Below are 24,873 nucleotides of genomic sequence, written 5' to 3'. Positions count from 1 at the left end.
GTCCCTTATGAAATTCAGCGAAAACTGGCTGCGCCAGCACGTGCCGACCGACGCGACCCGCGAGCAGCTGGCCGCGACGTTGACCGCGATCGGCCTGGAGGTCGAAGAGGTCGTCGCGCTGGGCGAGTCCCTGGACGGCGTGGTGGTGGCGCGCATCGTCAGCGCCGAAAAACACCCCGAGGCCGACCGCCTGCAGGTGTGTCAGGTCGAGATCGGCGACGGCGCCACGGTACAGATCGTGTGCGGCGCGCCCAACGCGCGCGCGGGCCTGAAGGCGCCGCTGGCCACGGTCGGCGCGCTGCTGCCCGGCGGCATGGCGATCAAGGCCGCCAAGCTGCGCGGCGTGGAATCCTTCGGCATGCTGTGCTCGGCCAAGGAACTGGGCGTGGACCCGGACGCGTCCGGCCTGCTGGAACTGCCCGAGGACGCGCCGGTGGGCGCGCCGCTGGCGCAGTACCTGGGCCTGCCCGACGCCAGCATCGAGATCAAGCTGACCCCGAACCGCGCCGACTGCTTCAGCGTGCGCGGTATCGCCTTCGACGTGGCCGCGGCCTGCGGTTCCAGCGTGGTGCCGCTGGACGCCGCGCCGATGCCGGCGCTGAGCGATGCGCAGATGGCGGTGGAACTGGACGCCGGCGCCAAGGTGCCGCGCTTCGTCGGCCGCGCCATCGACGGCGTGAATGCGCGCGCGCAGACCCCGGTGTGGATGGTCGAGCGCCTGCGCCGCAGCGGCATCCGCCCGATCAGCTTCCTGGTCGACGTGACCCAGTACGTGATGCTGGAGCTGGGCCAGCCCATGCACGCCTTCGATCGCGACAGCCTGAGCGCGCCGGTGGTGGTGCGTCCGGCGCGCGCGGGCGAGCAGTGCAAGCTGCTCGACGGCCGCACGGTGAGCCTGGACGAGGATTTCCTGGTCGTGGCCGACAGCCAGGGCGGACGCGGCGCGCGCGCCGTGGCCCTGGGCGGCATCATGGGCGGCCACGACACCCGCGTGACCGACGCCACCGTCAATGTGTTCCTGGAAGCCGCGCACTGGATTCCCTCGGCGATCATCGGCCGCGGCCGCAAGCTCGGCCTGCACACCGATGCCGGCCATCGCTTCGAGCGCGGCGTGGACCCCGAACTGCCGCGCCAGGCCGTGGAAACCGCCACCCGCCTGATCGTCGAGATCGCCGGCGGCGTGCCGGGCCCCACGACCGAGGCGGTGCTGCCCGAGCACCTGTCCGCGCCGCAGCCGGTGCGCCTGCGCCGCGAGCGCCTGGCGCGCGTGCTCGGCCTGCGCGTGGCCGACGCCGAAGTCGAACGCATCCTGAGCGCGCTGGGCCTGGCGGTCGCCGCCACCGACGAGGGTTGGAGCGTGACCGCGCCCAGCCGCCGCTTCGATCTGGCGATCGAGGAAGACCTGATCGAGGAGATCGCGCGCATCCACGGCTACGACGCCGTGCCGACCACGCTGCCGGCCGGCGCCGCGCGCCTGATCGCGCCCAGCGAAACCCGCGTCGACGCGTCGGTGCTGCGCCGCCAATTGGCCGCACGCGATTATCTGGAGGCGGTGAACTATGCCTTCGTCGACGCCGGCCTGCTCGCCACCTGGCAGGCCCAGGACGGCATGGTGCCGCTGGCCAATCCGCTCAGCGCCGAGCTCGGCGCCATGCGCACGCGCCTGTTGCCGGGCCTGGTCGCCGCGTTGGGCCGCAACCTCGCGCGCCAGCAGCCGCGCGTGCGCCTGTTCGAGCTGGGCAACGTATTCGCCGCGCGCGCGGGCCAGGCGCCGCTGGAGACCCTGCGCATCGCCGCGGTGGCCTGCGGCGATGCCGGCGCCGAGCAGTGGGACGGCAAGAGCCGCCCGCTGGGCTTCCACGATCTCAAGGGCGACCTGGACAGCCTGGCCGCGCTGTCCGGCGCGCGCCTGGACTACCGCGCCTCGCAGCCGGCCTGGGCCCACCCGGGCCGCTCGGCCGACGTCTACCGCGTCGACGGGCAGGGCGAGACCTGCCTGGGCTGGATCGGCCAGTTGCACCCGCGCCTGCAGCGCGCCCTGGACCTGGACGCCGAGGTGCTGGGCTTCGAGCTCGACCTGGCGCCGCTGGCCCAGCGCCCGCTGCCGCGCGCCGGGGCGCTGTCGCGCTATCCGTCCGTCCGCCGCGACCTCGCGTTCGTCGTCGCCCAGGACGTGCCCTGGTCGGCCCTGGCGGCCTCTGTTCAGGCGGCTGCGGGCCCGTCCCTGCGTGATCTGGTGCTGTTCGACCGCTACCAGGGCAAGGGGGTGGAAACCGGATGCAAGAGTCTCGCTATGGGCTTGATTCTGCAGGATGAATCGCGCACCCTGACCGACCGCGATGTGGAAGAAGTGGTGAAGGCGGTGATGGCGGCGATCGAACGCGACCACGGCGCCAAGATCCGCGCCTGAGCGCGCATCGCGGCATAGGAACAGGGGAAACGATGTGGCATTGACCAAGGCTGAAATGGCGGAACGGCTGTTCGACGAAGTCGGTCTGAACAAGCGCGAAGCCAAGGAATTCGTCGACGCGTTCTTCGACGCGTTGCGCGAAGCGTTGGAGCAGGGCCGGCAGGTCAAGCTGTCGGGCTTCGGCAATTTCGACCTGCGCCGCAAGAATCAGCGGCCGGGGCGCAATCCGAAGACCGGCGAGGAAATTCCGATCTCGGCGCGGACGGTGGTGACCTTCCGCCCGGGCCAGAAACTCAAGGAGCGGGTGGAGGCTTATGCTGGATCCGGGCAGTAATCGCGAACTTCCGCCGATCCCGGCGAAGCGCTACTTCACCATCGGTGAGGTCAGCGAGCTGTGCGACGTCAAGCCGCATGTGCTGCGTTACTGGGAAACCGAGTTTCCGACCCTCAATCCGGTCAAGCGCCGCGGCAACCGCCGTTATTACCAGCGCCACGAAGTGCTGATGGTGCGGCAGATCCGCGGCCTGCTGTACGAACAGGGCTACACTATCGGCGGCGCCCGCCTGCGCCTGGAAGGGGAAGCCGCCAAGGACGAGTCGGCGCTGAGCTCGCAAATCATCCGCCAGGTGCGGATGGAACTGGAAGAAGTGCTGCAACTGCTGCGGCGCTGATCGTTTTGCGGCTATACTTGCCGCCCGCTCGCAAGGGCGGTGATCGCAACACGTCGGGGCGTAGCGCAGCCTGGTAGCGCATCTGCCTGGGGGGCAGAGGGTCGTCGGTTCAAATCCGGCCGTCCCGACCATTACTTGCGATAAATCAACGGGTTGGAAGTGGCGATTTTTTCGCCCACCCTATTTCCACCCTATTCTCACCCTATCGTTTCAATATCGGCCCGCTTTGGTGGGGGCGCACGCTGCTGCCTGCCGTTCCAGCCTTCGAATCGGTCGCGCACCGCTCATACCGTCATTCCGGCGAAAGCCGGAACCCATTTTGATTCCAGAGCCCGTAGGGCGCCCTCAAACCCGTGCGGCGGACGCGCGGGCCGATGAGGCACGCGCACCCGCAGCCCGCGCCACCGGCTCGCTGCGCCGCAACTCCATCAGCCGGTAATGCGCGCGCACGATGCGCTGGGTGGCGATGCGTTCCTCGCTGGCCGCGCCCTTGAGCGCGGGGCGCGCCGCCAATTTGATCCGGCATTGGCGCAGCCGTTCGCGCTGCTGCGCCAGCTCCGTCTCGGCCGCCGCGGCGATCCAGGCGCGCAGCGTGCGGTAACGCGCGCGCCGGTCGCGCCCGCCCGCGGGCCGGCGCGTCGCCCGGTAGGCCTGGGCGAATTCGGGCAGGCTCAGGTGCGGGCCGAACAGGGCCAGGTACTCGCGGTAGTCGGCGCAAAGGCGGGCGGAGTGGCTCATGGCACAGTCGTCTTTCGGGGATCGCGCTGGAAAGCGGACATCGCCGGGGCCAGCTAGGCCCCGGCCGGCCGCGGACGCGGTTCAGGCGGCCTTGCGCGCATTGCGGTACTCCACCGGCGCCTCGCCCAGGTAGCGGCGGAAGGCGCGGCTGAAGGCGGGCTCGGAGTCGTAGCCCACGCGTTCGGCGATCTGCGACACGCGCAGGTTGGACGAGGCCAGCAGTTCCGCGGCCAGATGCATGCGCCAGCGGGTCAGGTAGCGGATCGGCGGTTCGCCGACCAGGGCGACGAAGCGCTGCGACAGCCCGGAGCGCGACTGATGCAGGCGTTCGGCCAGCGCCTCCACGCTCCAGTCGTGGGCCGGGTCGGAATGCAGCAGCGACAGCGCCTCGCCGATCATCGGGTCCTGCAGCGCGGCGATCCAGCCGCTGGGCTGCTTGGGCGAACTGGCCAGCCAATGCCGCACCGCCCACACGAACAGCAGGTCGATCAGCCGCGACAGCATCACCGCGCTGCCCAGCGTGGGTTGTTCGGTTTCCACGTGCATCGCCGCCAGCGTCACCGCCAGCCATTCCACCGCGCTGATCGGCGGCGAGGTCGGCATGCGGTCCAGTTGCGATACGTGCAGCCACTGCGGCAGCGAACGCGTGAGCGCGTTGCCGTAGGCGGATTCGAAGCGGAAAACCCCGGTGGTGAGCCGCACGGGGGCGTCGTGCTTGGCGGCGTATTCGATGCGGTGCGCATCGCCGTGCGGAAGGAAAATCAGATCGCCGGAGTGCAGGGTGAGTTTTCGTCTGCTGTCGGCGATGCGTAAGGTGCAGGAAGGTCCGTCTAGGGAATGGAAATAAGCCGCGGCGCTGGGAAAATCTCTTGATTCGTTTCTTAGCAATTGATCGTTGGTCACCGATTCGCCACGCATTCGGGTCAGGCTGAAGACTTCGAAGAATGCGTCGGGGGCGGCCGATGCGGGCGTTTTCAAGGCGATTTGGCGTTTCGGCATGGCGTTACGGCGTTTCGATCAAGACCCATGATCGGGCTACGAATACAGTTGCACCGAATCCACATTCTCGTCCAGAGGAAACCACGCGACCGGGCATCGATATAGCGCAGAAGCTTCGTTCTTTCGGCGAAGCGAGTTTCCTGCGCGCTATCGAAAGCGATTACTTGCCGTACGCAAACTTCGTGCCGACCGCTTTCGCGCCGTTGCCACGTTGAAAGTGCATATCGATCCACGCTTCGATTCGGGAGGGCAGGGCCATGAGCAACAAACCCACGGTGGTGCTGGTGCACGGTTTTTGGGGCGGAGCGGCCCACTGGTCGAAGGTGATCGTCGCGTTGGCCCGGATGGGTTACGGCGACATCCGTGCGGTCGAAAATCCGCTGACTTCGCTGGCCGACGACGCCGAGCGCACGCGCAAGATGGTGGCGCAGGTGGACGGCCCGGTGGTGCTGGTGGGGCATTCCTATGGCGGCGCGGTCATCACCCAGATGGGCGACCAGGCCAACGTGCAGGCCCTGGTCTACATCGCCGCGTTCGCGCCGGACATGGGCGAAAGCCCGGGCGGCATCACCCAGGCCCATCTGCCGCAGGCCGCGCCGAACCTGGCGCCGGACAGCGACGGCTACCTGTGGCTGAAGGCCGACAAGTTCCACGAGAGTTTCTGCCAGGACCTGAGCGCCGACGAAGCGCTGGTGATGGCGGTCACCCAGAAAGCGCCGCTGGCCGGCACCTTCGGCGACAACATCACCGCGCCGGCCTGGAAGAAAAAACCGTGCTGGTACCAGCTGTCCACTCAGGACCGCATGATCCACCCCGAGAACCAGGAGCACATGTCGGTGCGCATGGGCGCGAAGAAGGTGCTCAAGCTCGATGCCAGCCACGCGTCGCTGGCGTCGCGGCCGGCGGAGGTGGCGGCGTTGATCGACGAGGCCGCGCAGGCTACGGCCGGCTGAGTCCGGCCGCCGTCGCCGAACGGATCCGATCGCGCCTTGGGTTTCCCGACTTCCGAGGATGCCGACGACGCGACCGCGCTTGCGGCGGCTCGCAACGCTGCGTTCAGCGCCAACCCCGCGGACCCCGAGCTGCACTGCGACTTGCGAGCCGCCTTTCTGCGGCTGCTCTCGGCTACGGCCGCCGCGACGCTGCCGGCGCCGACGTGGCGGCCGGCCTTGCGACGGCATCGGCGCGGAGGGTAGGGCGTTCGATCCGGGCGGGGATGCGCATCGCAGGTTGAGTACGTCCCGGATTCGCGCATCGAATTCTTAAGGCTGCACCATCACCGTCATTGCGGCGTAAGCCGGAACCCATGTTGTGGTTGCTGTTGCTCGAGGCGCGGCGATAGGCCTGAAGCAAGATCAAAGTGGGTTCCGGCTTGCGCCGGAATGACGGTGGAGGTGGTGGGCATCGACCGCGCGGGTCTCAACCGCGCGAATACCGCCACGACTGCATGCGCCCGTCGCGATACGGCATCACCCCATGGAACGGCCGCGGATCGCGGTCGAACACCAGCGGCAGGAACTCGCGGTCGCCTTCCCACATCGGCAGTTCGTGCAGCCGCGCCAGCGGCACCCATTCCAGCGTGCCCTCGGGATTGCTTGCATACGGCGTGCCGCTGTAGCGGCTGATGGTGAAGACGAAACCCAGCCAGTCCTCGCCTTGCTTGCCGAAGCCCGGCCAGCTGACGGTGCCGCGCAGTTGCAGCTCATCGCAGGCGATGCCGGCCTCCTCGAGGATCTCGCGGCGCATGCCGGCCATCACGTCCTCGTCGCGCTCGAGCTTGCCGCCCAGGCCGTTGTACTTGCCCAGCTGGTGATCGTCGGGCCGCGCGTTGCGGTGGACCATCAGCACCTGTTCGCCGTCGGGCGAAAGCACGTAGCCCAGGGTGGCCACGATAGGCGTGTAGGGCATCAGCGGCCTCCGCGCTGCTGCGCGATCTGCTGGTCCAGCGCCTGCTCGGCCTTGTCGGCGTAGGCCGCGCAGCTCATGGGCTGCGGATGCGGCTGGGCGGTGTTATCGGGCTTCCAGCCCGAGGCGTCCGGGTGCGGGGTCAGCAGCAAGTCGCAGGGCAGGGCGCGCACGGCGGCGTAGCCGCGGCGGTAGTCGTCGACGATATGCGGGTAGCGCGGATTGTCGATGAGCTTGTAACCCGGCGCGCTCAGGCTGTCGGCATAGGCGATGCGCAGCGGCTTGCCGTCGCGCTGGTCGGTCCAGGTCCAGCTGGTGCTGCCGGGCGTGTGCGCGGGAGTGAAATGGGTGGTGATGCGCACGCCGCCGAGTTCGACGATCTCGCCGTCCATGACGATGCGGTCCACCGTCACCGGCGGGAAGTCCAGGCCGTCGCCGTTGTGGATGTCGTCGGTGCCGCCGCGCGCCAGCAGCACCGCCGATTCGGCGCTGGCGACCACGCGCGCGCCGGTCGCGCGGCGGATCGCGGCCACCGGGCCGGCGTGGTCGGCATGGGCGTGGCCGATCAGGATCAGACGCAGGTCCGAGGGCGCCACGCCCAGCTGCTGCATGCGCGCCAGGATCAGGTCGGCCGCCTGCGGCAGGCCGCCGTCGATGAGCACCGCGCCGGCGTCGGTCTTGATCAGCACCGCGCTCAATCCGGCGGTGCCGATGTACCAGCTGCGCTGGGCCAGCGTGAACGGCGCCACGGGCTGGCGCCAGTATTCGGGGGTTTCGTAGCCGCGGCCCTGCGGCAGCACGGGCTCGGCGGCAGAGGCGGTGGGGGCGAAGGCGGGAGCGAGGACGAGGGCGGCAACGGCGGCGCAGCGGCGGATCGAAGGCATGGGCGGGCGGTGGCTGGGGGCGGCGGGGGAGAAGCTTAAGTGTCGGCGATCCGCGCCGGCGCAGCCAGCATCGCGCGCCCGTTTCGGCGACTCGCCAACGCAGGCACGGTGCCTCCGCCCGACATGACTTCTGGCCGGTATGGCGCCCGCGCGGGCGGCGTTAGGGTGGCGGTCTTCATCACGGAACTTCATACAAGTAGGGAGACTTCCATGCGCAAGCGTCGCCTCGCGCTGCTGCTGGCCGGACTCACGCTCGCCTCCACCGCCCTGGCGGCGGACGGCGATCGCTGGACCTTGCCGGTGGCGGTCAAGAAACTCGACAACGGCCTGACCGTGGTCGTGTCCGAAGACCACAGCTCGCCCACCGTGGGCATCAGCGTGGTCTATCACGTGGGCATGCGCCTGGAACCGAAGAACCGCACCGGCTTCGCCCACCTGTTCGAGCACCTGATGTTCGAGGGCACGCCCAACGCGAAGGAAGGCGTCTTCGACCGCGTGATCACCGGCGGCGGCGGCCGCAACAACGGGTCCACCCGCGCCGATTTCACCAACTACATCGAGGTCGCGCCGGTGTCCGCGCTGGAGCCGATCCTGTGGCTCGAAGCCGATCGCATGAAGACCCTGGACTTCAATCCGGTCACGCTGAAGAACCAGCAGGACGTGGTCAAGGAGGAGATCCGGGTTAACGTGAAGAATCAGCCCTACGGCGGCTTCATGTGGATCGACATCGGCCAGCACGCGTTCGAGAAGTGGGAGAACAACCACGACGGTTACGGCAGCTTCCAGGACCTGGAGAACGCCAACCTGAAGGACGTGGCCGCGTTCCACCGCGACTACTACGGCCCCAACAATGCGGTGCTGGGCATTGCCGGCGACATCGCGCCGGCCGAGGCCTTCGCCCTGGCCGAGAAGTACTTCGGCGGCATCCCCTCGCGCCCCGCGCCGCCAGCGCCGGACTACCGCGAAGGCCTGAACACCAAGGAAAAGCGCGTCACCCAGAGCGACGCGCTGGCGCAGGTGCCGGCGATCGCCGCGGCCTGGAAGATGCCCGATCGCGGCAGCGCCGACCAGGCGCCGATGGCGGTGCTGGGCGCGCTGCTGGCCGAAGGCGACGCCTCGCGCTTCTACCAGGGCATCGTCAAGGGCCGCGAGCTCGCGCTCAACGTCGAAGCGCTGTACGGCCTGACCGACCCCTGGACCTACGACGGTCCCACGCTGTTCACCGTGTTCGCGCTGTACAAGCCCGACACCAACGCCGATGCCGTGCTCAAGGCCATGGACGAGGAGATCGCCAAGGTCGCCGAGCAGGGCGTGGACGAGGCCACGCTGAAGCGGGTCAAGACCCGCATGCTGGCCGATTGGTACAACGGCATCGAAAGCTTCATCAACCGCGCCGACACCCTGGCCAAGCTGCAGACGCTGTGGGGCGATGCCGCCACCGTGAACAAGATTCCCGGCTGGATCGAAGGCGTGAGCTCGGCCGATCTGCAGCGCGTCGCGCGCACCTACCTGACCGTGCCCAACCGCACCGTCATCGACCGCAAGCCGGCAGCCATGCTGGCCCCGGCCGCCAAGAAGCCGGAGTAAGGAGACGACCATGGCTATCCGAATCGCTACGCTCGCGCTCTCCGTCTCGCTGGTGCTGTGCGGCGCCGCCGTGGCCGGCCCCAAGGCCGAGCTGCCCAAGGAACTGCCCGCCTATGCGCCCGACCGGCCGCTGCCGGTGCCGCAGATCGCGCAAAAGCGCCTGGCCAACGGCTTGCAGGTGTGGGTGATCCCGCGCCAGGGCCTGCCGCGCGTGGACTACACCCTGGCCGTGCGCAACGCCGGCTTCGCCGCCGACGCCGCCGATGCGCCGGGCTTCGCCAGTCTGTACGCGGGCCTGCTCAGCGAAGGCACCGCCAAGCGCGACTCCAAGGCCATCGCCGAGGCCGCGCAGGGCTATGGCGGCAGCATCGGCAGCAACGCCAACAACGACGGCATCACCGTGGGCGCCAACGCGTTGCCGTCGATGGCCGCGCCGATGCTGGAGCTGCTGGCCGAAGTGGTGCGCACGCCGGCCTTCCCCGAGAAGGAGGTGAAGCTGGCCCAGGCCAACGCGCTGCAGGGGCTCAAGGCCGCCGAGGCGCAGCCCGGCTTCAAGGCCACGCGCGCGCTGCTGGCCGCCACCTACGGCGACCATCCTTACGCGCGCGTGCAGCAGACCGAGGCCTCGATCGCCGCGGTCACGCCCGAGCGCCTGCGCGCCGAGCACGCGCGCCGTTTCCGTCCCGACCATGCGCTGTTGATCGTGACCGGCCGGATCGGCGCCGATGAGGGCTTCAAGCTTGCCGAGCGCGCGTTCGGCGATTGGAAGAACAGCGGCACGGCCAGCGCCGACACCCCGGCCGCGCGCCGCAGCGCCTCGCCGGCGCACGTGCTGATCCAGCGCGACGGCAGCGTGCAGTCCACCGTGCGCCTGGGCCGCCCGGCGATTCCGGCCACCGATGCCGACTACGTGCCGATGCAGCTGGCCGGCACCGTGCTCGGCGGCGGCTTCAGCAGCCGCGTCAACCAGAACCTGCGCGAGGCCAAGGGCTACACCTACGGCGCCAGCGCCGGCCTCTCGGCCGCGCGTGCGGGCGGGCGGGTGCAGGCGGGCGCGGACGTGCGCAACGAGGTCACCGGCGCGGCGATCAAGGAGTTCTTCCACGAGTTCGAGCGCCTGGGCAGCGAGCCGGTGCCGGCGCAGGAGCTGGAAGACACCAAACGTTATGTGGCCGGCGGCTATCTGATCAGCAACCAGTTGCAGTACTCGGTGGCCAGCCAGCTGGCCAACAACTGGCTGGTGGGCCTGCCGCCGGAGTTCCTGGGCGAGTACGTGCCCAAGATCCGCGCGGTGGATGCGGCCCAGGTGCAGGCGATGGCGAAGAAGTACTACGCGCCGGGCGACCAGTCGATCATCGTGGTCGGCGACGGTAAGGCGGTGGCCGAGCAGCTCAAGACCTACGGCGAGTTCTCCGCGCCCGCGAAGTAAGCCAGTTAACGCCGTAATCCCGAAAAACCCCGCTTCGAAAGAAGCGGGGTTTTTCGTCCGCGCCGCCGGCCTAAGCCTTGGGGTAGGAGCGGCATAAGCCGCGACCGCGAATCCACATCTGCGACAAACCTCTCGAGCCCCCTGTAGGAGCTGCGCAAGCTGCGACCGCGAATCCTCACCTACGTCGCAACCTTCGCCCCTGCTTCCGCCCTGCTTGTCTTCCCCCTTTGTTGAGGGGGATTGAGGGGGATTTGCTCTTAGCTCCTAAGCAACAGCAACAGCTTCCGTCCGCAAGCGGCCGGGTCACTTTCTTTTGATAAGCGTCAAAAGAAAGTAACCAAAGAAAAACGCTGCCCCAGAGCTCCCTTGCGAGATCGAAGCGGGCGCCGGGATTTTCCGATCGGGCCTCCTGCCCGAGCGGAAAACGGCGCACGTCCTGTGCGCCGCCCTTTGGGTCTTCTGTTTGCGCGGCGAGTTCAATGCCCGATCAAGAGCATTCGCGCTTTGCGCTCATCCCCTCACCCTAGCCCTCTCCCGCAAGCGGGAGAGGGGATGCATTCGACGCCGCTTGCTGTTTTAGCCCCTCTCTCGCTTGCGGGAGAGGGGTTGGGGTGAGGGCGCGCGAAGCAACCAACTCCCGCGCAAGTTCACGCGAGCCGTGCCGGGCGACCGCTCAACCCGCCTCCATCGCGTACTTGACGATGACCCGCGCACCGACCGCCCCAAGCACCAAGCCGATCGCGCCATACAGCAGCGCGCTTAAAAAGAACCCCAAGCCGCCATCGACGAAGCCGACACCGGCACCCGTCAACAGCGCAAACACCGCATACGATGGAATGAACAACAGATAGGCGATCCAATCGTGCCGGTCGCCGTCCTTGCGCGTATCCAGCGGCTTGCCGGTCACGGCCCAGCGCGCGGCCATCCGGGCCAGCACCAGCGGTGCGACCAGCAGCGCAGCAGCCTCCAGGACCTTCAGCCCCACGACCAGGCCCACCGCGAGTAGCGCGCCGCTGATCCACCACGCCGCCTCGTGTGCGGGCGCGGCGAAGCCGGCCAGCCAGGCACCGATGGCGAAGGCGCCGGCGAACAGGCCCACGGTGTACAGCAGGGCCTTGCCGTGCGAGGGGCTGCGACTCATGCGGCGGCCTTGCGCGAGACCACGCGCGAAGCCAGCCACGCCGCCGGGATCGGCAGCGCCAGGCCAGCGACGGTCATCCACAGCGGGTGCGGGATCAGCAGGCTGTTGGCGATCACGCCCAGCACCACCAGCACGCCGATGGTCAAAGCGGCGCCGGTCTTGTGGCGGCGCGAAATCAACGCGGCGATCAGGCCGCCGTCGAAGGCGCCCAGGGTCCAGCCGGCCAGCACCAGGGCCATGGCCGCCGGCGGCGCGGCGGCGATGTGGGCGGCCAGCGCGGTCGGATCGCTCAGGTCGATGCCGGTCGGCGGCGGCGACAGCGCCGCGCTGCCGAACTCGCACAGCATGATGGTGATCCAGGCCGCTATCAGCCCCACCAGTACCGCGACGATCGTGCGTCCCATGGCCGGTCTCCCCGTTGCGTCGGCGGCGAGCATCGCCGGTCGCGGCGGCTGCCGCAAGCGCGGCGCCTGTGCGCATAATCGTCGGCCGTCCCCCAGGAGCCAGCGCATGTCCGCCAGCCCGTCCGATCCGCGCTCGCCCGAGGCCGACCGCACCATCGCCACCCCGCCGCCGCGCCCGCGCCTGCTGGCCTTCGCCGGCAGCCTGCGCGCGGCGTCCTACAACCGCCGCCTGGTGCCGCTGCTGGCGCAGGGCGCGCGCGAGGCCGGCGCCGATGTCGACCTGATCGAGCTGCGCGACTATCCGCTGCCGGTGTACGACGGCGACATCGAGGCCGCCGGCATGCCCGACAACGTGTACCGCCTGCAGGCGCTGATGGCCGCCAGCGACGGCCTGCTGATCAGCACGCCCGAGTACAACGGCTCGATGCCGGCCCTGGTCAAGAACACCCTGGACTGGATGTCGCGCGCCACCGTCGAGGGCAAGTCCGGCACCCTGCTGTTCCAGGACAAGATGGCCGGCATCGTCTCGGCCTCGCCGGGTCCGCTGGGCGGCATCCGCTCGCTGATCGTGCTGCGCGACGCGCTGTCCAAGCTCGGCCTGCTGGTGGTGCCGCAGCAGGTCGCGGTGGGCAACGCCGCCGAGCGCCTGCCCGACACCGGCGTGCTCGCCGACGAACGCCTGCGCAGCGCCGTGCTCAACGTGGGCGCGGCCGTGGTCCGCCATCTGTGCAAGGGAGCGAAGGCATGAAAGGCCAGCAGCGCGAACTCAACCTGCGTTTCCTCGCTCAGCCCACCGACGTGAACTACGGCGGCAAGGTCCACGGCGGCATGGTGATGAAGTGGATCGACCAGGCCGGCTACGCCGCCGCGGTCGGCTGGAGCGGCAAGTACAGCGTGACCGTGGCGGTGGGCGGCATCCGCTTCGTCGCCCCGATCCGGATCAGCGACCTGGTCACCGTGCACACCAAGCTGATCCACACCGGCACCACCAGCATGCACTTCGCGGTGGACGTGAAGGCGCGCGATCCGGGTCTGGACGACCGCGAGCCGGAAGAGCGCCTGTGCACCCATTGCGTGATCGTGTTCGTGGCCATGGACCAGGCCGAGGGCAAGCCCACGCCGGTGCCGCCGTGGACCCCGGTCAGCGAGGACGACAAGCGCCTGGCCGAGTACGCATTGAAGGTGATGGAACTGAGCAAGGGCATCGAAGCCACGGTCGAGCGCTACGTGCGCGACAACGACTGACCGCGCCCTGGCGCGACCGCCCGCGCGGACGCCGCGCGCGCGCCTGTGCTAGATTGCGCGCGCTTTGCATCTGGTGCCGCGCCCGCCGTTCCGGCGGTCGCGGTTGAACGGGAAGCCGGTGCGTTCGCCTCGACCAGGCGAATCAGTCCGGCGCTGCCCCTGCAACGGTGAGCGAGCAAAGCATCGGCACACCGCCACTGGAACCATGGTTCCGGGAAGGCGCCGATGCCGCCGGGATTCCCCGGCACTCGCAAGCCCGGAGACCGGCCGATGCGTACGCGGTGGACGTTGCGGAGGGCGACGTCGCGCGCGCTCGCGCCCGTCCGGCGCCGGCTCCGTGCGGTTTTGCCTTCGCTACGTCCGCCCCTTCCATCCGGTCCGCACAGGGCGTGCGGGGGCGAGGTCGTCGATGCGGTGTGCGGTGAAGGCAAGTGGCGCGCGTATGGCGCGCAGGAATTGGCGGGCGCTGTGGGCGGCGGCGCTGCTCTGCTGCGCTTCGATGCACGCGCAGGCGGCCACGCTGCTGGGCGTGGTGTCCGAGCGCGCCGCGCCGGAAACCGCCGAGGCCGCGCGCGAAGTGCTGGCCGCGCGGCCGGGCGACCGCATAATCCTGCGCACGCCGCAGCAACTGCAGGAACTGGACCGCGCACAGTTGCGCGAGCTGGTCGCCGGCAGCGACGCGGTGATCGCGGTCGCGCTGTTCGGCGAGCAAGGCGTGCGCCTGCGCGAAGCCGCCACCGCCCTGCACCGGCGCGGGCAGGGGCCCAAGCGCCTGTACGCCTTCCATGGCGAAGCCGGCCTGGCCCTGGCCAGCTACCGCGACCGCCGCGGCCTGGGCGCGTTCAACGCCACCGAGCTGACCCAGCTGACGCAGGAAACGCCGCTGCCGGCGCTGCTCGCGCGTGCACAGGCCGATCCTTTCGCGCGCGAATGGCTGGAGGTGCGCGCGCTGTGGCGCGAAGGCGGCGGCCGCAACCTGCAACGCGCGCTGCGCTTCCTGCTGGAGGGCGGTGCGGTGCCGGCACCGGAACCGCAACCCGACCGGGTGCTGCGCCAACGCGGCCGTAGCGTGACGGCGGTTGCGCCGGACGAACGCCCCTTGCTCGCGGTGCTCGATCTCAACAATGCCGACGTCGCCACCGGCGATGCGCTGTGTGCGCAAGCCGAGCGTGCGGGCTTGGACTGCCTGGGCGTTTACGCGCGCTGGGGCGAAGCCTCGCTGCGCGCGGTGCAGGACCTGCGTGCGCTCGCGGGCGCGCGCCCGCTGGCCGCGGTGGTGGTGCTGCAGGACTTCGTGGTCGGCGCCGCCGAGGGCCGCGACGCCGCCAGCACCGCGATCGCCGAGCTGGACGTGCCGGTGTTCAAGGCCATCCGCGTGCTCGACCGCACCGAAGCGCAATGGCGTTTGTCCGGCGACGGCCTGCCCGCGTCCAGCGTGCAGTACCGCGTGGCCATGTCCGAGCTGCAGGGCGCCAGCCAACCGCTGGTGCTGGCCGCCGCCGGGCCCGCCAGCATCGATGCGCTGACCGGCGTGCGCCTGCAACGCCCGCAACCGCTGACCCAGGAGATGCAGTCCCTGGTCGAACGCGCGCAGCGCTGGCGCCGCCTGCGCGAGAAAGCGCCGGCGCAGCGCAAGGTGGCGGTGATCTACTACAACCATCCGCCCGGGCGGCAGAACATCGGCGCCGACAACCTGGACGTGCCGGCTTCGCTGCACGGCATCCTCAGCGCGATGCGCGCGCAGGGGTACCGCGTGGACGATCTGCCGGCCACGCCCGCGCTGCTGCTGGACCGGATGATGCGCGAAGGCGTGAACACGCCCGAGGACGGCGGCGAACTCGCGGCCATGGCCCAGCAGGTGACCACGCTGTCCGGCGACGACTACCGGCGCTGGTTCGCCGGTCTGCCCGAGGGCGTGCGTGGCGAAGTCAGCGACGGGCCGCTCGCGCGCCTGCGCGCGCAGGTCGCGCTCGCGCGCCAGGCGCAGGAGCTCGAGCTGGGCGAACGCCGCGTGCGCGATGCCGAGCGCGAACTGCTGCACCTGCTCGAAGGCGTCGACCATCGCGCACGCGACGCCGCGCTGGCGCAGTTCCGTCAACTGATCGACGCGCACCTGCGCTGCCTGCGCGGCCAGGACGCCGCGGCCGATGCCGCCTGCGCCGAAGCCGGGCGCGTGCAAGCCTCGCTGCAGGCCTTGCAGGTGCCCGGCCTGCGTGGCTGGGGCCCGGCGCCGGGCAAGGTGATGGTGCACGACGGCGCGGTGGTGATCCCGGGCCTGCGCCTGGGCAACGTGTTCATCGGCCCGCAGCCGCCGCGCGGTTGGGAGGTGGATGAGGAACTGCTGCACGCCAACACCCAGATCCTGCCGCCGCACCAGTACCTGGCCTATTACCACTGGCTGCGCGACGTGTTCGGCGCCGACGTGATCGTCCACGTCGGCCGCCATTCCACTTACGAATTCCTGCCCGGCAAGGCCGTGGGTCTGGCCAGCGACGACTACTCGCGCCTGATCGCCGGCGACGTGCCCGGTGTCTATCCCTACATCGTCGATGGCGTGGGCGAGGGCACCCAGGCCAAGCGCCGCGGTCTGGCGGTGATCGTGGATCACCTCACCCCGCCGCTGGCGGCCACGCCGCTGTACGACCGCCTGCTGCGCCTGCGCCAGTTGGTGGAGAGCTTCGAAAGCAGCAGCAGCGAGCCGCTGCGCGCGCAGGCCGCCAGCGAGATGCGCGAACAAGTCGAAGCGCTGCAGCTGCGCGCCGAACTGGAAGCGAGCATGGCCGATGTGCTGCAGGTGCGCGGCATCGGTTTCGAGCAGGCCGACGACGATCTGCTCGCGCACGAGATCGGCCACTACCTGACCAAGTTGCAGGAAAAGTTCATGCCGCACGGCCTGCACGTGTTCGGCCAGGCCTGGGACGACACCCAGCTGCGGACCATGCTCGAGTCGATGCGCGAACTGGGCGAGGCCGATGCCCTGCGCGCCAAGCTGCAGGCGTCGCCGCCGGCGGAGATGGCCGCGCTGCTGCATGGTTTGGAAGGCGGCTACGTGCTGCCGGGCAAGGGCAACGATCCCTTGCGCGCGCCCGAGGCGCTGCCCACCGGCCGCAACTTCCACGGCCTGGACGGCGACGTGCTGCCCACGCCGTTGGCCCAGCGCCTGGGCGCGCAGCAGGCCGAGCGCGTGCTCGCCAGCGGCGCGGCGCGCAGCGGTAGCGAAGGCGTGGTGCTGTGGGCCTCCGACGCGGTGCGCGACGAAGGCGTGATGGTCGGCTTCGCCCTGGCCTTGATGGGCGTGCAGCCGCGCTGGAACGCGCGCGGCATCGTCCAGGGCCTGGAACTGCGGCCGATGCCGCCGGGCCAGCCGCGCCGCGACGTGCTGGTCACCACCTCCGGCCTGTTCCGCGATCTGTATCCGAATCTGGTGTTGCTGCTGGACCGCGGCGGACGTCTGGCGCTCGCCTCCAGCGCGCACAGCCTGCGCGCGCAGCGCCCGGATCTGGCCGCCGCGTTGGACGCCGCATTGGCGCCGTTGGGCGAACAGTTCGAGCAGGGCAAGGAGGCGATCGCCGACAACGGCGTGGCGCGTCAATGGCTGCAGCGCGTGGATGCCTTGCGCGCGCAAGGCCTGGCCGACGAAGCGGCGGGGCGCGAAGCGGCCTGGCGCGTATACGGCGATGCGCCCGGCGCTTACGGCGCCGGCGTGAACCGGCTGACCGAACGCTCCGGCGCCTGGCGCGAACGCGCCCAGATCGGCCGCGCCTACCTCAACCGCATGGGTCACGCCTACGGCCTGGACGCCGAAGGCACGCCCGCGCACCAGGCCTTCGCCACCGGCTTGCGCGGCGTGGAGCGCAGCTACCACGGCCGCGCCTCGCATCTGTACGGCCTGCTCGACAACAACGACGCCTTCGACTATTTCGGCGGCCTGTCGCTGGCGGTGGAAACCCTGACCGGCCGCGTGCCGCAGGCGCAGGTGCTGTACAACGTCGACGCCGAGCGCGCCGACGTGGAACCGCTGCAGGCGGCGCTGCTGCGCGAGTTCCGCGGGCGTTATCTCAACCCCGCCTGGATCCGCCCGCTGATGCGCCACGACTACGCCGGCGCGCGCACCATCAGCCAGGAATTCCTGGAGAACCTGTGGGGCTGGGAGGTGACCCGGCCGGACCTGATCCGCGGCTGGGCCTGGGACGAGGTGCAGCGCGTCTACCTGGACGACCGCCACGGCCTGGGCGTGAACGAGTTCCTGTCCAAGGGCCATTCGCAGCACGCCAAGGCGCACATGCTGGCGCTGATGCTGGTGGCCGCGCACAAGGGTTACTGGTCCACCAGCGACGCCAACGTCGCCAAGCTCGGCGGCGAACTGGCCGAGCTGGTCGCGCGCAACGGTCTGCCCGGCAGCGGCCACGCCGCGCCCGACCATCCGATGTGGGCCTGGTTGCAGCCGCGCCTGGCGCCGGCGGCACGTGCGCGCTTGCAGGAAGTGCTGGCGCGCGCGCGCGGCGAACGCGGCGCGGTGTCCACGTATGCGCTGGGTGCGCCGCAGCGCGCACGCGAGGCCTTGGCGCAAGCGCCGCCGCAAGCCGAATCCGCGCGGAGCACGCCGTCTGCGCCGGCCGCCGCCGCACGCGCGGCGTCTGCCCAGCCGTCAACGCCGCCGGCCGCACCTGCAACGCCACCCGAGCGCGCCAGCGAACTGCTGCGCCTGGCGCCGCAGGCGCTGATCCGCCGCCATCCGCTGCCCGCCGCCGCGCTCGCGCTGCTGGCGCTGATCCTGCTGGGCTTCGGCCTGCGCCGCGGCCTGGCCGCACCCACCGCACGCCGCCGGCCGTCGCCGGCGAGCGCCGATTCGCAGTCCTAGACGAGGCCGCACCCGATGGAAGGCTGGATCCATTTCGACACCCTGCACCGGCTGATCGCGCTGCTGCTGCCGGCGGTGCTGGCGATACTGCTGGCCGCCTGCGCATTGGCCCTGGTCGAGGCCGGCCTGGCCCTGGGCGAGCGCTGGCTGGGTCTGCGCCGGCTGCAGCGCAGCGGCGACATCGAGGCGGTGGCGCGGCTGGCGCGCCGCCGCATCGAGCGTTGCGACCTGCTCGCGCGGGTGCCGCCGATGCTGGGCCTGATGGCCACCATCATTCCGCTGGGCCCGGGTCTGGCCGCGCTGGGACAGGGCGATCCGGCGCAGCTGGCCAGCGCGGTCACCGTGGCCTTCGACGCCACCGTGCTGGGCCTGCTGGCCGGCATCGCCGGCCTGTGGATCGGCCGGCTGCGCAAGCGCTGGTACGAGGAACTGCTGGAACGCATGGAGGCCGCCGCATGAGCCCGCCGCGCCGCAGCCGCGCGGCCGCCCGCCTGCGCACCCGCTTCGACCACGACGACGAGGACCCGCGCGCCAGCTTGGTCAACCTGGTCGACGTGATGCTGGTGTTCGCCTGCGGCCTGTTGGCGGCGATCGGCGCGGTCGCGCAGCAGCGCGTGCCGGCGCCGGTCGAACGCGGCCGCACGATCGAGCGCCCGTTGCAGGGCGAGCAACAGGCCGGCGCCGGCTATGAGGCGGTGGGGCAGGTGTATCGCGATCCCAAGACCGGCAAGCTGATTCTGATCGAGCGCTAGGGCTCGATTGCGCTGCGCCATCGGGCTGTGCCCGATGGCCGGAAAGAGAGATTTCAGAGTCATGCCTGGATGAAGCCCTGGGTTCCCGCGTTCGCGGGAACGACGGCTGAGGGCTTCGGCATCTGCTTTTGCTCGTCATCCCCGCGAAGGCGGGGATCCAGAGACTTCAGAGTCATGCCTGGATGTAGCCCTGGATTCCCGCGTTCGCGGGAATGACGAGCAAGAGCGAGAAGCGCCGCAGCTTCCGCTCGTCATCCCCGCGAAGGCGGCAATCCAGAGCCTTCAGAGTCATGCCTGGATGAAGCCCTAGATTCCCGCGTTCGCGGGAATGACGGCTGAGGGACGTGGCGTGTGCTCTTGCTTGTCATCCCCGCGAAAGCGGGGATCCAGAGACTTCAGAGTCATGCCTGGATGAAGCCCTGGATCCCCGCCTTCGCGGGGATGACAGGCCAAAAGCAAAAGGCCGCCCGGAGGCGGCCTTCTCTATGAGTTACGGCGCGAAGCCTCAGATCCCTTCGACCCGGCGCGCTTCCATGAACTTGCCGCTCCAGTAGCCGGTGTCCAGGCTGGACACGGTCACGTCCTTGCCGGTGCGCGGGGCGTGCACGAAGCGGCCTTCGCCCAGGTAGATGCCGACGTGGTCGACCCGGCCCTTGCGGCCGAAGAACACCAGATCGCCTTCGCTGAGTTCGTCGCGGTCGCGGATCAGTTCGCCGGTCTTGGCCATCTCGCGCGAGACGCGCGGCAGCTCGATGCCCAGGGCGTTGCGGAACACGTAGCCGACCAGGCCGCTGCAGTCGAAACCCTTCTCGGGGCTGTTGCCGCCCCAGCGGTAGGGCGTGCCCAGCAGGGCCAGGGCGCGCTGCAGCATGCCCTTGATCCGGCCTTCGCCGGCCGGGGCGGCGCCGGGCTTGATCTCGCCGGTGGCCGAGGATGGCGCCAGCAGGCGGTTCAGGTCGGTGGCCAGCAGCAGGGCGCGGTCGGGCAGGGTCATGGCCTCGGGCAGCAGGCTGCGCGCGGCCGGAGCCAGGGCGTCGGCCGAATCGCTGCTCAGGGCCGAGCCGCCGGCCAGGCTGGCCGAGGCGGAAGGCTGTTCCTGGGCCATCGCGGGCAGGGCCAGGGCGGCCAGCGCGAGGGCTAGGGAAATGCGGAATGCGGCCCGCGGGAGGCGGGAGGCGGTGGTGGCTGCTGGGCGGCCTTGGCAGGAAAGCTGGGTCGTCACGCGGTCATCACTAAGTCGTCACCGGGCGATCATGCCTGCCGAAGCGCAACAGATGGTTCAAATTTCGTTAGCAGCTCGTTAACAAGCGCGTGATTTTGCTCACATTTTTGTCCGCAGCCTACTTCAGCACGCGCTTGGCGCCGCTGTAGTGATCGCGCCAGTAGGGGCCGTCCAGGTGGTCCAGGCGGACCGTGCCGCCGCTGCTGGGGGCGTGGACGAAGCGGCCTTCGCCGACATAGATACCGACATGGGTGACGGTGCCACCGCTGGCGAAAAACACCAGATCGGCCGCCGCCAGCCGCTCCGGGGCGATCTTGGGGCCCTGGTAGCCGGCCAGGTCGCGGGAGGTGCGCGGCAGGTTCAGCGCCAGCATGTCGCGGTAGACGTAGTTGACCAGACCGGAGCAGTCGAAGCCGCTGTCGGGGGTGTTGCCGCCGTAGCGGTAGGGCGTGCCGACCAGGCTCAGGGCGCGCATGAGCACGGCGTTGGCCGCGGCCGGGTCGGCCGGCTCCACCACCGGCCAGCTGCGCAGCGGCGCTTTCGGCGCGGGCCGGCGCACGCTCTCGCGGCCGCCGCCGCAGGCCGCCAGCAGCACGGCGCAGGCGCCGGCCAGGACCAGCCAGCGCGCGCCGGAGCGCAGCGAACGGCCGCGCGCTGGCGCGGGGGCGGTGTTGCCGGGATAATGCGCGGCCTTCGTCATGGCCGTCAGCTTGGCGGCTGCCGCCTACGACGACAAGCCTTCGCGACGCCGGCGCCCGTGCCGATGCCGCGCAATTCCTATCCGCGCCGCCGCCGGCGGCCGCCAGCCGAGTCCCGCAATGAAAATCGAGAAAGATCGCGTCGTCCGTTTCCATTACACCGTCTCCGAAGCCGGCCAGGAGCCGCTGGAGAGCTCGGAAGGCCGCGATCCGCTGGCGATCCTGATCGGCCACGGCAACATCATCCCGGGCCTGGAAACGGCGATGGACGGCCGCGAGGCCGGTGACAAGTTCGAGGCCGACGTGGCCGCGGCCGACGCCTACGGCGTGCGCCAGGAAGGCCTGACCCAGCGCGTGCCGAAGAAGTACTTCAAGGACGCGCGCCTGGAGCCGGGCATGCAGGCCGTGCTGCCGACCAACTTCGGCCCGCGCGCGGTGACCATCCTGAAGGTGGGCATGAGCGTGGTCGACGTGGACCTGAACCACCCGATGGCCGGCAAGGACCTGCACTTCGCCGTTGAGATCGTCGACGTGCGCGAGGCCAGCCCGGAAGAGATCGAGCACGGCCACGTGCACGGCGACGGCGGCCACCACCACTAAGCCGCACGCTCCACGCAGTACCCCGAACGGCCCGCGCGATGCGGGCCGTTCGCGTTTTCGCCGTCCGCGCGGGTGGGGTGACCTTCCGTCCTTGCGTTATCGCTGGCGACTGCGGCTACATCGTCCGCACCCGCCCGCCACGGACGCCCGCATGACCGCCTTCTCGCCGCTGCCCGCCGCCGACCGCCTGCACGCCCTGGACGCGGTGCGCGGCATCGCCCTGCTCGGCATCTGGCTGATGAACGTGGAATCGTTCACCACGTCCATGCTCGACGCCGGCAGCGGCATCGACCCCGGCCAGGGCCTGGCCGACCGCCTCGCCGACGGTTTCGTGTATCTGTTCGTGCAGGGCAAGTTCTGGACCCTGTTCGCGCTGCTGTTCGGCATGGGCTTCGCGGTCATGAGCCAGCGCGCGCAGGCGGCCGGCGCCGCGTTCGGCCCGATCTACCTGCGCCGCAGCCTGGGCCTGCTGGCGATCGGCCTGCTGCACGCGATCCTGCTGTGGTCGGGCGACGTGCTGGTTTGCTACGCGCTGGCCGCGTTCGGCTTGCTGGCCCTGCGCCATGCGCCGCTGGGCGCGTTGTGGCCGATCGGCCTGCTCACCCACCTGAGCTTGGTGATGATGCTGCTGCTGGCCTCCGTCGCCATGGCTTTCGCCGGCAGCATCATGGCCGCCGCGTCCGACGCATCGGCCGACTTGAGCTTGCGCAAGGACGAGATCGCCGCCTATGCCCAAGGCAGTTATGCCCAGGCCACGATGATGCGGCTGCGTTACTTCTACGAACAGACCCTGGCCACGCTGATCGTGTTCGTACCGATGGCCTGGGGTCTGTTCGCGGTCGGCAGCTGGTTCGTGCGCAGCGGCGCGATCGCCGAGCCCGAGAGCCACCCGCGCCTGTATCGCTGGCTGCTGTGGGGCGCCGGTCCGTTGGGCCTGGCGATCACCCTGGCCGGCATGGCGGTGGACAGCGAGCCGATCCTGGTCGGGCCGGGCGTGCGCGGCAGCGACCTGTTCGCCGCGACCCTGCAGATGGCCGGCGCGCCGCTGATGTCGCTGGCCTACCTGGCCTGGATCGTCGGCGCGCTGCAGCGCGGCGCGCGTTGGCCGCTGTGGTTCGCCCCGGCCGGGCGCATGGCGCTGACCCTGTACCTGATGCAGTCGCTGATCGGCACGCTGGTGTTCTACGGCTACGGGCTGGGCTGGTGGGGGCAGGTGCCGCGGGCGGTGCAGGTGCTGGGCGTGTGCGTGTTGTTCGCGTTGCAGCTCGCGTTCGCGCGGCTATGGTTCTTGCGTTTCCGCTATGGACCGGTGGAGTGGCTGTGGCGATGGTTTACGTATGCGCGGCGGCCGGAGTGGGTGAGGGCTTGATGCTCGATACTTCCCCCTTTGCTTTTAGCCTCCCCCTTTGGAAAAGGGGGATTGAGGGGGATTTGCTTTTCGCGACAGCAACAGCAAATCCCCCCAGCCCCCCGCAACAAAGGGGGGAGCTCAAAGGCGGTGAGGAATCGGTCAGTTCACCTGCACCGCCGACCAGGCCCTAGCCACCGCCTGATACTCCGCCGACCCATTGCCGTACAAATCCGCCGCCGCCTGCAGCGTGCCCGTGCGCGCCTGCGGATAGGTGGTGCTGGAGACGAAGTAGCGGGTCAGCGCGCGGTACCAGATCGCGCCGGCCTTGGTCCGGCCGATGCCGACGATGCCGGTGTCGCCGTTGCAGACCAGCTGCGCCGGGGTGTAGCTGAAGCCCGGTGCCGCCACCGCGCCCTGCGCAAGCAGGTAGAAGAAGCGGTTGCCCACGCCCGAGGTCTGGTGCGGATCGTGCGGGCCGCGCGCATAGGCGAGGCTCGCGCTGAAACCGCCGGCGGGATAGCAGGCGAAGGACTTGCCGTCGGCGTCCTGCTTGAACATCAGGCGCAGGGCCTTGGTGTCGCCCGGGTTGCTGATGTAGATCTCCTCGCCGATCAGGAAGTCGCCCGGATCGTTGCTGTTGGCCACGCCGTATTCCACCAGGGTGCCGAAGATGTCCGAGGTGGACTCGTTGAGGCCGCCGGCGTCCTTGACGTTGTAGTAGCCCAGCCGCGCGGTCGCGCCGGTCACGCCGTGGGCCATTTCGTGGCCGGCCACGTCCAGCGCCACCAGCGGCTTATAGGTCACGCCGTCGCCATCGCCGTAGACCATGTACGAACCGTTCCAGCCGGCGTTGACGTAGTTGCTGCCCCAGTGCACATAGCTGCGCACGCCGTTGCCGTTGTTGCCGATACCGTTGCGGCCGTGGGTGTTCTTGAAATAGTCGAACGTGGCCGCCACGCCGTAGTGCGCGTCGGCGGCGGCCGAGGCGCGGTCGCCGACCGTGTTGTTGCCCCAGGTGTTGTCGCTGTCGCTGAACACCGTGGCGCCGGAGGTGCTGCTGCGGTTGCGCGCGTCCAGGGTCTGGCCGTTGCCGCGCGAGGGGTCGGTCATCTGGTAGCCGCCGCTGACCGAGTTGGTGACGATGGACACGTTGCCCAGGGTCAGGCTGCGGCCGGTGCCGGTGGCCGCGGCGGTGTGGAAGTGATCGTCTTCCTGCAGCAGCTTGCCGTTGCGCGCGTCCAGGTAATAGGACAGGTTGCCCGGCGACTGGTCGCTGCGCTGGCCGGTCAGCGAGACCTGGTAGGCCAGGGTCGGCGCGGCGCCGCGCGCGTAGATCACCAACTGGGCGGCGATGTCGTCGATGCGGCCGTCGAACAGGCTGCCGGCCTCCAGCAGCGCGCGGTCGGCGTCGATGCCGGGCTTGAGCTGCGGGCGCGCGTCGCTGCGCATGCCCTCGGCCTGGGTGATGGACAGCACGCGGCCGTTGCGCGAATGCACGACCATGTCGCCGCCGATCACCGGCAGGTCCTGGTAGCGGCGGTCCATGCGCACGTGCTCGGTGCCGTCGCGGTCCACCAAGACGTCGCGGGCGACGAAGCCATCGCCGGGCACGCGGTGCACCTGGCGCGCGGCGGCGCCGGCGAGCAGGCCGCGCGCGCGATCGGCGGCGGGCGAGGCGTCGGCTTCCTCGGGCGAGGTCGAGGCGAACATCAGGTCGCTGGCGTGCGGGCCGCGGCCGCTGGCGAATTCCACGGCGGCGGGCTGCAGGCCGCGCGCGGCCGGATGGCGGGCGGTCGCGCTGGCGGCGTCCGCCGCGGCGGACGCGCCGGCAGCAACCGCGCCGTGGGCGGCGGTGTCGTCGGGCGCGATGGCGCGGCCAGCCAGCAGGGCCAAGCCGGCGACGATGGCGGTGCTGAGTACGGCGGTTTTCCTTTGCATGGCGCGAGTCTCCCGGGTCCTTGAGTGATTGGTGGAAC

Annotated in this window: 21 protein-coding genes, 1 tRNA gene, 1 pseudogene and 1 riboswitch; of the genes and pseudogenes, 14 read left to right on the top strand and 9 right to left on the bottom strand. The window is 70.1% G+C overall.

The genetic code is table 11. From position 1 onward, the window contains the following. Nucleotides 1-7 precede the first annotated feature (7 nt). The 4 genes and pseudogenes from pheT (at nucleotide 8) to DX914_RS08930 (ending at nucleotide 3,212) form a co-directional block, all read left to right on the top strand. Entirely contained in the window at nucleotides 8-2,410 is a 2,403-nt protein-coding gene (gene pheT / locus DX914_RS08945; RefSeq protein WP_115858638.1) for a phenylalanine--tRNA ligase subunit beta, read from the top strand. 22 nt (nucleotides 2,411-2,432) lie between these two features. Next, a pseudogene (locus DX914_RS08940) lies at nucleotides 2,433-2,744 on the top strand (integration host factor subunit alpha); the annotation flags it as partial. Beyond that, a complete protein-coding gene (locus tag DX914_RS08935) occupies nucleotides 2,725-3,081 on the top strand; it encodes a MerR family transcriptional regulator (protein WP_055902735.1) in 357 nt (118 codons plus the stop codon). The pseudogene DX914_RS08940 and the gene DX914_RS08935, both read left to right, overlap by 20 nt. 54 nt (nucleotides 3,082-3,135) lie before the next feature. Next, nucleotides 3,136-3,212 (top strand) — tRNA-Pro (locus tag DX914_RS08930). Nucleotides 3,213-3,426: 214 nt separating this feature from the next. Here DX914_RS08930 and DX914_RS08925 read toward each other — a convergent pair. Together DX914_RS08925 and DX914_RS08920 are read right to left on the bottom strand one after the other, a co-directional pair. Continuing rightward, nucleotides 3,427-3,819, bottom strand: a complete 393-nt coding sequence (locus tag DX914_RS08925; RefSeq protein ID WP_115858636.1) for a hypothetical protein — start codon at nucleotides 3,817-3,819, stop codon at nucleotides 3,427-3,429. An 81-nt stretch (nucleotides 3,820-3,900) separates the two neighbouring features. Next, nucleotides 3,901-4,818: an AraC family transcriptional regulator gene (locus DX914_RS08920; RefSeq protein WP_115858635.1), complete on the bottom strand. Its 918-nt coding sequence runs from the start codon at nucleotides 4,816-4,818 to the stop codon at nucleotides 3,901-3,903. A gap of 257 nt (nucleotides 4,819-5,075) precedes the next feature. Here DX914_RS08920 and DX914_RS08915 point away from each other — a divergent pair, with 257 nt between their 5' ends. Continuing rightward, the gene (locus tag DX914_RS08915; protein WP_115858634.1) at nucleotides 5,076-5,771 is read left to right on the top strand and encodes an alpha/beta hydrolase; all 696 of its coding nucleotides are present in this window, start codon (nucleotides 5,076-5,078) and stop codon (nucleotides 5,769-5,771) included. Nucleotides 5,772-6,237: 466 nt separating this feature from the next. Here the strand turns inward: DX914_RS08915 and DX914_RS08910 are convergent, their stop codons facing one another. Together DX914_RS08910 and bla are read right to left on the bottom strand one after the other, a co-directional pair. Continuing rightward, entirely contained in the window at nucleotides 6,238-6,726 is a 489-nt protein-coding gene (locus DX914_RS08910) for an NUDIX hydrolase (protein ID WP_115858633.1), read from the bottom strand. Then, nucleotides 6,726-7,607: a subclass B3 metallo-beta-lactamase gene (bla, locus tag DX914_RS08905; RefSeq protein ID WP_115858632.1), complete on the bottom strand. Its 882-nt coding sequence runs from the start codon at nucleotides 7,605-7,607 to the stop codon at nucleotides 6,726-6,728. Before bla ends, DX914_RS08910 begins: the two co-directional genes overlap by 1 nt. 210 nt (nucleotides 7,608-7,817) lie before the next feature. Between bla and DX914_RS08900 the strand changes: the two genes are divergently transcribed. Continuing rightward, nucleotides 7,818-9,194 carry a M16 family metallopeptidase gene (locus DX914_RS08900; RefSeq protein ID WP_115858631.1) on the top strand — a complete coding sequence of 459 codons (1,377 nt, stop codon included), beginning with the start codon at nucleotides 7,818-7,820 and terminating at the stop codon, nucleotides 9,192-9,194. 10 nt (nucleotides 9,195-9,204) lie between these two features. Next, a complete protein-coding gene (locus DX914_RS08895) occupies nucleotides 9,205-10,623 on the top strand; it encodes a M16 family metallopeptidase (RefSeq protein WP_115858630.1) in 1,419 nt (472 codons plus the stop codon). Nucleotides 10,624-11,296: 673 nt separating this feature from the next. Here DX914_RS08895 and DX914_RS08890 read toward each other — a convergent pair. Both DX914_RS08890 and DX914_RS08885 read right to left on the bottom strand, forming a co-directional pair. Continuing rightward, complete coding sequence (locus DX914_RS08890) at nucleotides 11,297-11,764, bottom strand: hypothetical protein (RefSeq protein ID WP_115858629.1); 468 nt, start codon at nucleotides 11,762-11,764, stop codon at nucleotides 11,297-11,299. Then, the gene (locus tag DX914_RS08885; protein WP_115858628.1) at nucleotides 11,761-12,168 is read right to left on the bottom strand and encodes a hypothetical protein; all 408 of its coding nucleotides are present in this window, start codon (nucleotides 12,166-12,168) and stop codon (nucleotides 11,761-11,763) included. Before DX914_RS08885 ends, DX914_RS08890 begins: the two co-directional genes overlap by 4 nt. 106 nt (nucleotides 12,169-12,274) lie before the next feature. Here DX914_RS08885 and DX914_RS08880 point away from each other — a divergent pair, with 106 nt between their 5' ends. From DX914_RS08880 to DX914_RS08860, 5 genes are all read left to right on the top strand, one after another. Next, nucleotides 12,275-12,916: an NADPH-dependent FMN reductase gene (locus DX914_RS08880; RefSeq protein WP_115858627.1), complete on the top strand. Its 642-nt coding sequence runs from the start codon at nucleotides 12,275-12,277 to the stop codon at nucleotides 12,914-12,916. Continuing rightward, complete coding sequence (locus DX914_RS08875; protein ID WP_115858626.1) at nucleotides 12,913-13,413, top strand: acyl-CoA thioesterase; 501 nt, start codon at nucleotides 12,913-12,915, stop codon at nucleotides 13,411-13,413. Before DX914_RS08880 ends, DX914_RS08875 begins: the two co-directional genes overlap by 4 nt. Nucleotides 13,414-13,466: 53 nt before the next feature. Next, nucleotides 13,467-13,699, top strand: a riboswitch (cobalamin riboswitch). 213 nt (nucleotides 13,700-13,912) lie between these two features. Further along, a complete protein-coding gene (locus DX914_RS08870; RefSeq protein ID WP_196778853.1) occupies nucleotides 13,913-18,274 on the top strand; it encodes a cobaltochelatase subunit CobN in 4,362 nt (1,453 codons plus the stop codon). 15 nt (nucleotides 18,275-18,289) lie between these two features. Continuing rightward, complete coding sequence (locus tag DX914_RS08865; protein WP_115858624.1) at nucleotides 18,290-18,733, top strand: MotA/TolQ/ExbB proton channel family protein; 444 nt, start codon at nucleotides 18,290-18,292, stop codon at nucleotides 18,731-18,733. After that, a complete protein-coding gene (locus DX914_RS08860; RefSeq protein ID WP_115858623.1) occupies nucleotides 18,730-19,026 on the top strand; it encodes a DUF2149 domain-containing protein in 297 nt (98 codons plus the stop codon). Before DX914_RS08865 ends, DX914_RS08860 begins: the two co-directional genes overlap by 4 nt. A 505-nt stretch (nucleotides 19,027-19,531) precedes the next feature. On the opposite strand, the gene DX914_RS08855 is transcribed toward DX914_RS08860, so the two are convergent. Both DX914_RS08855 and DX914_RS08850 read right to left on the bottom strand, forming a co-directional pair. Continuing rightward, the gene (locus tag DX914_RS08855; RefSeq protein ID WP_115858622.1) at nucleotides 19,532-20,131 is read right to left on the bottom strand and encodes a C40 family peptidase; all 600 of its coding nucleotides are present in this window, start codon (nucleotides 20,129-20,131) and stop codon (nucleotides 19,532-19,534) included. A gap of 235 nt (nucleotides 20,132-20,366) precedes the next feature. Further along, nucleotides 20,367-20,948 (bottom strand): C40 family peptidase, encoded by a 582-nt coding sequence (locus DX914_RS08850; RefSeq protein WP_115858621.1) that lies wholly within the window; start codon nucleotides 20,946-20,948, stop codon nucleotides 20,367-20,369. Between the two features lie 118 nt (nucleotides 20,949-21,066). Between DX914_RS08850 and DX914_RS08845 the strand changes: the two genes are divergently transcribed. Then, complete coding sequence (locus DX914_RS08845; RefSeq protein WP_115858620.1) at nucleotides 21,067-21,546, top strand: FKBP-type peptidyl-prolyl cis-trans isomerase; 480 nt, start codon at nucleotides 21,067-21,069, stop codon at nucleotides 21,544-21,546. A 151-nt stretch (nucleotides 21,547-21,697) separates the two neighbouring features. Beyond that, nucleotides 21,698-22,915 (top strand): DUF418 domain-containing protein, encoded by a 1,218-nt coding sequence (locus DX914_RS08840; protein WP_115858619.1) that lies wholly within the window; start codon nucleotides 21,698-21,700, stop codon nucleotides 22,913-22,915. A gap of 141 nt (nucleotides 22,916-23,056) precedes the next feature. On the opposite strand, the gene DX914_RS08835 is transcribed toward DX914_RS08840, so the two are convergent. Continuing rightward, complete coding sequence (locus tag DX914_RS08835) at nucleotides 23,057-24,607, bottom strand: M4 family metallopeptidase (protein WP_115859199.1); 1,551 nt, start codon at nucleotides 24,605-24,607, stop codon at nucleotides 23,057-23,059. Between the last annotated feature and the right edge of the window lie 266 nt (nucleotides 24,608-24,873).

Origin of the sequence: Lysobacter silvisoli, assembly GCF_003382365.1 — a bacterium.
GTDB lineage: Bacteria > Pseudomonadota > Gammaproteobacteria > Xanthomonadales > Xanthomonadaceae > Lysobacter > Lysobacter silvisoli.
The sequence above is the reverse complement of the archived record's forward strand: the minus strand, read 5'-3'. Positions and strand labels throughout refer to the sequence as shown.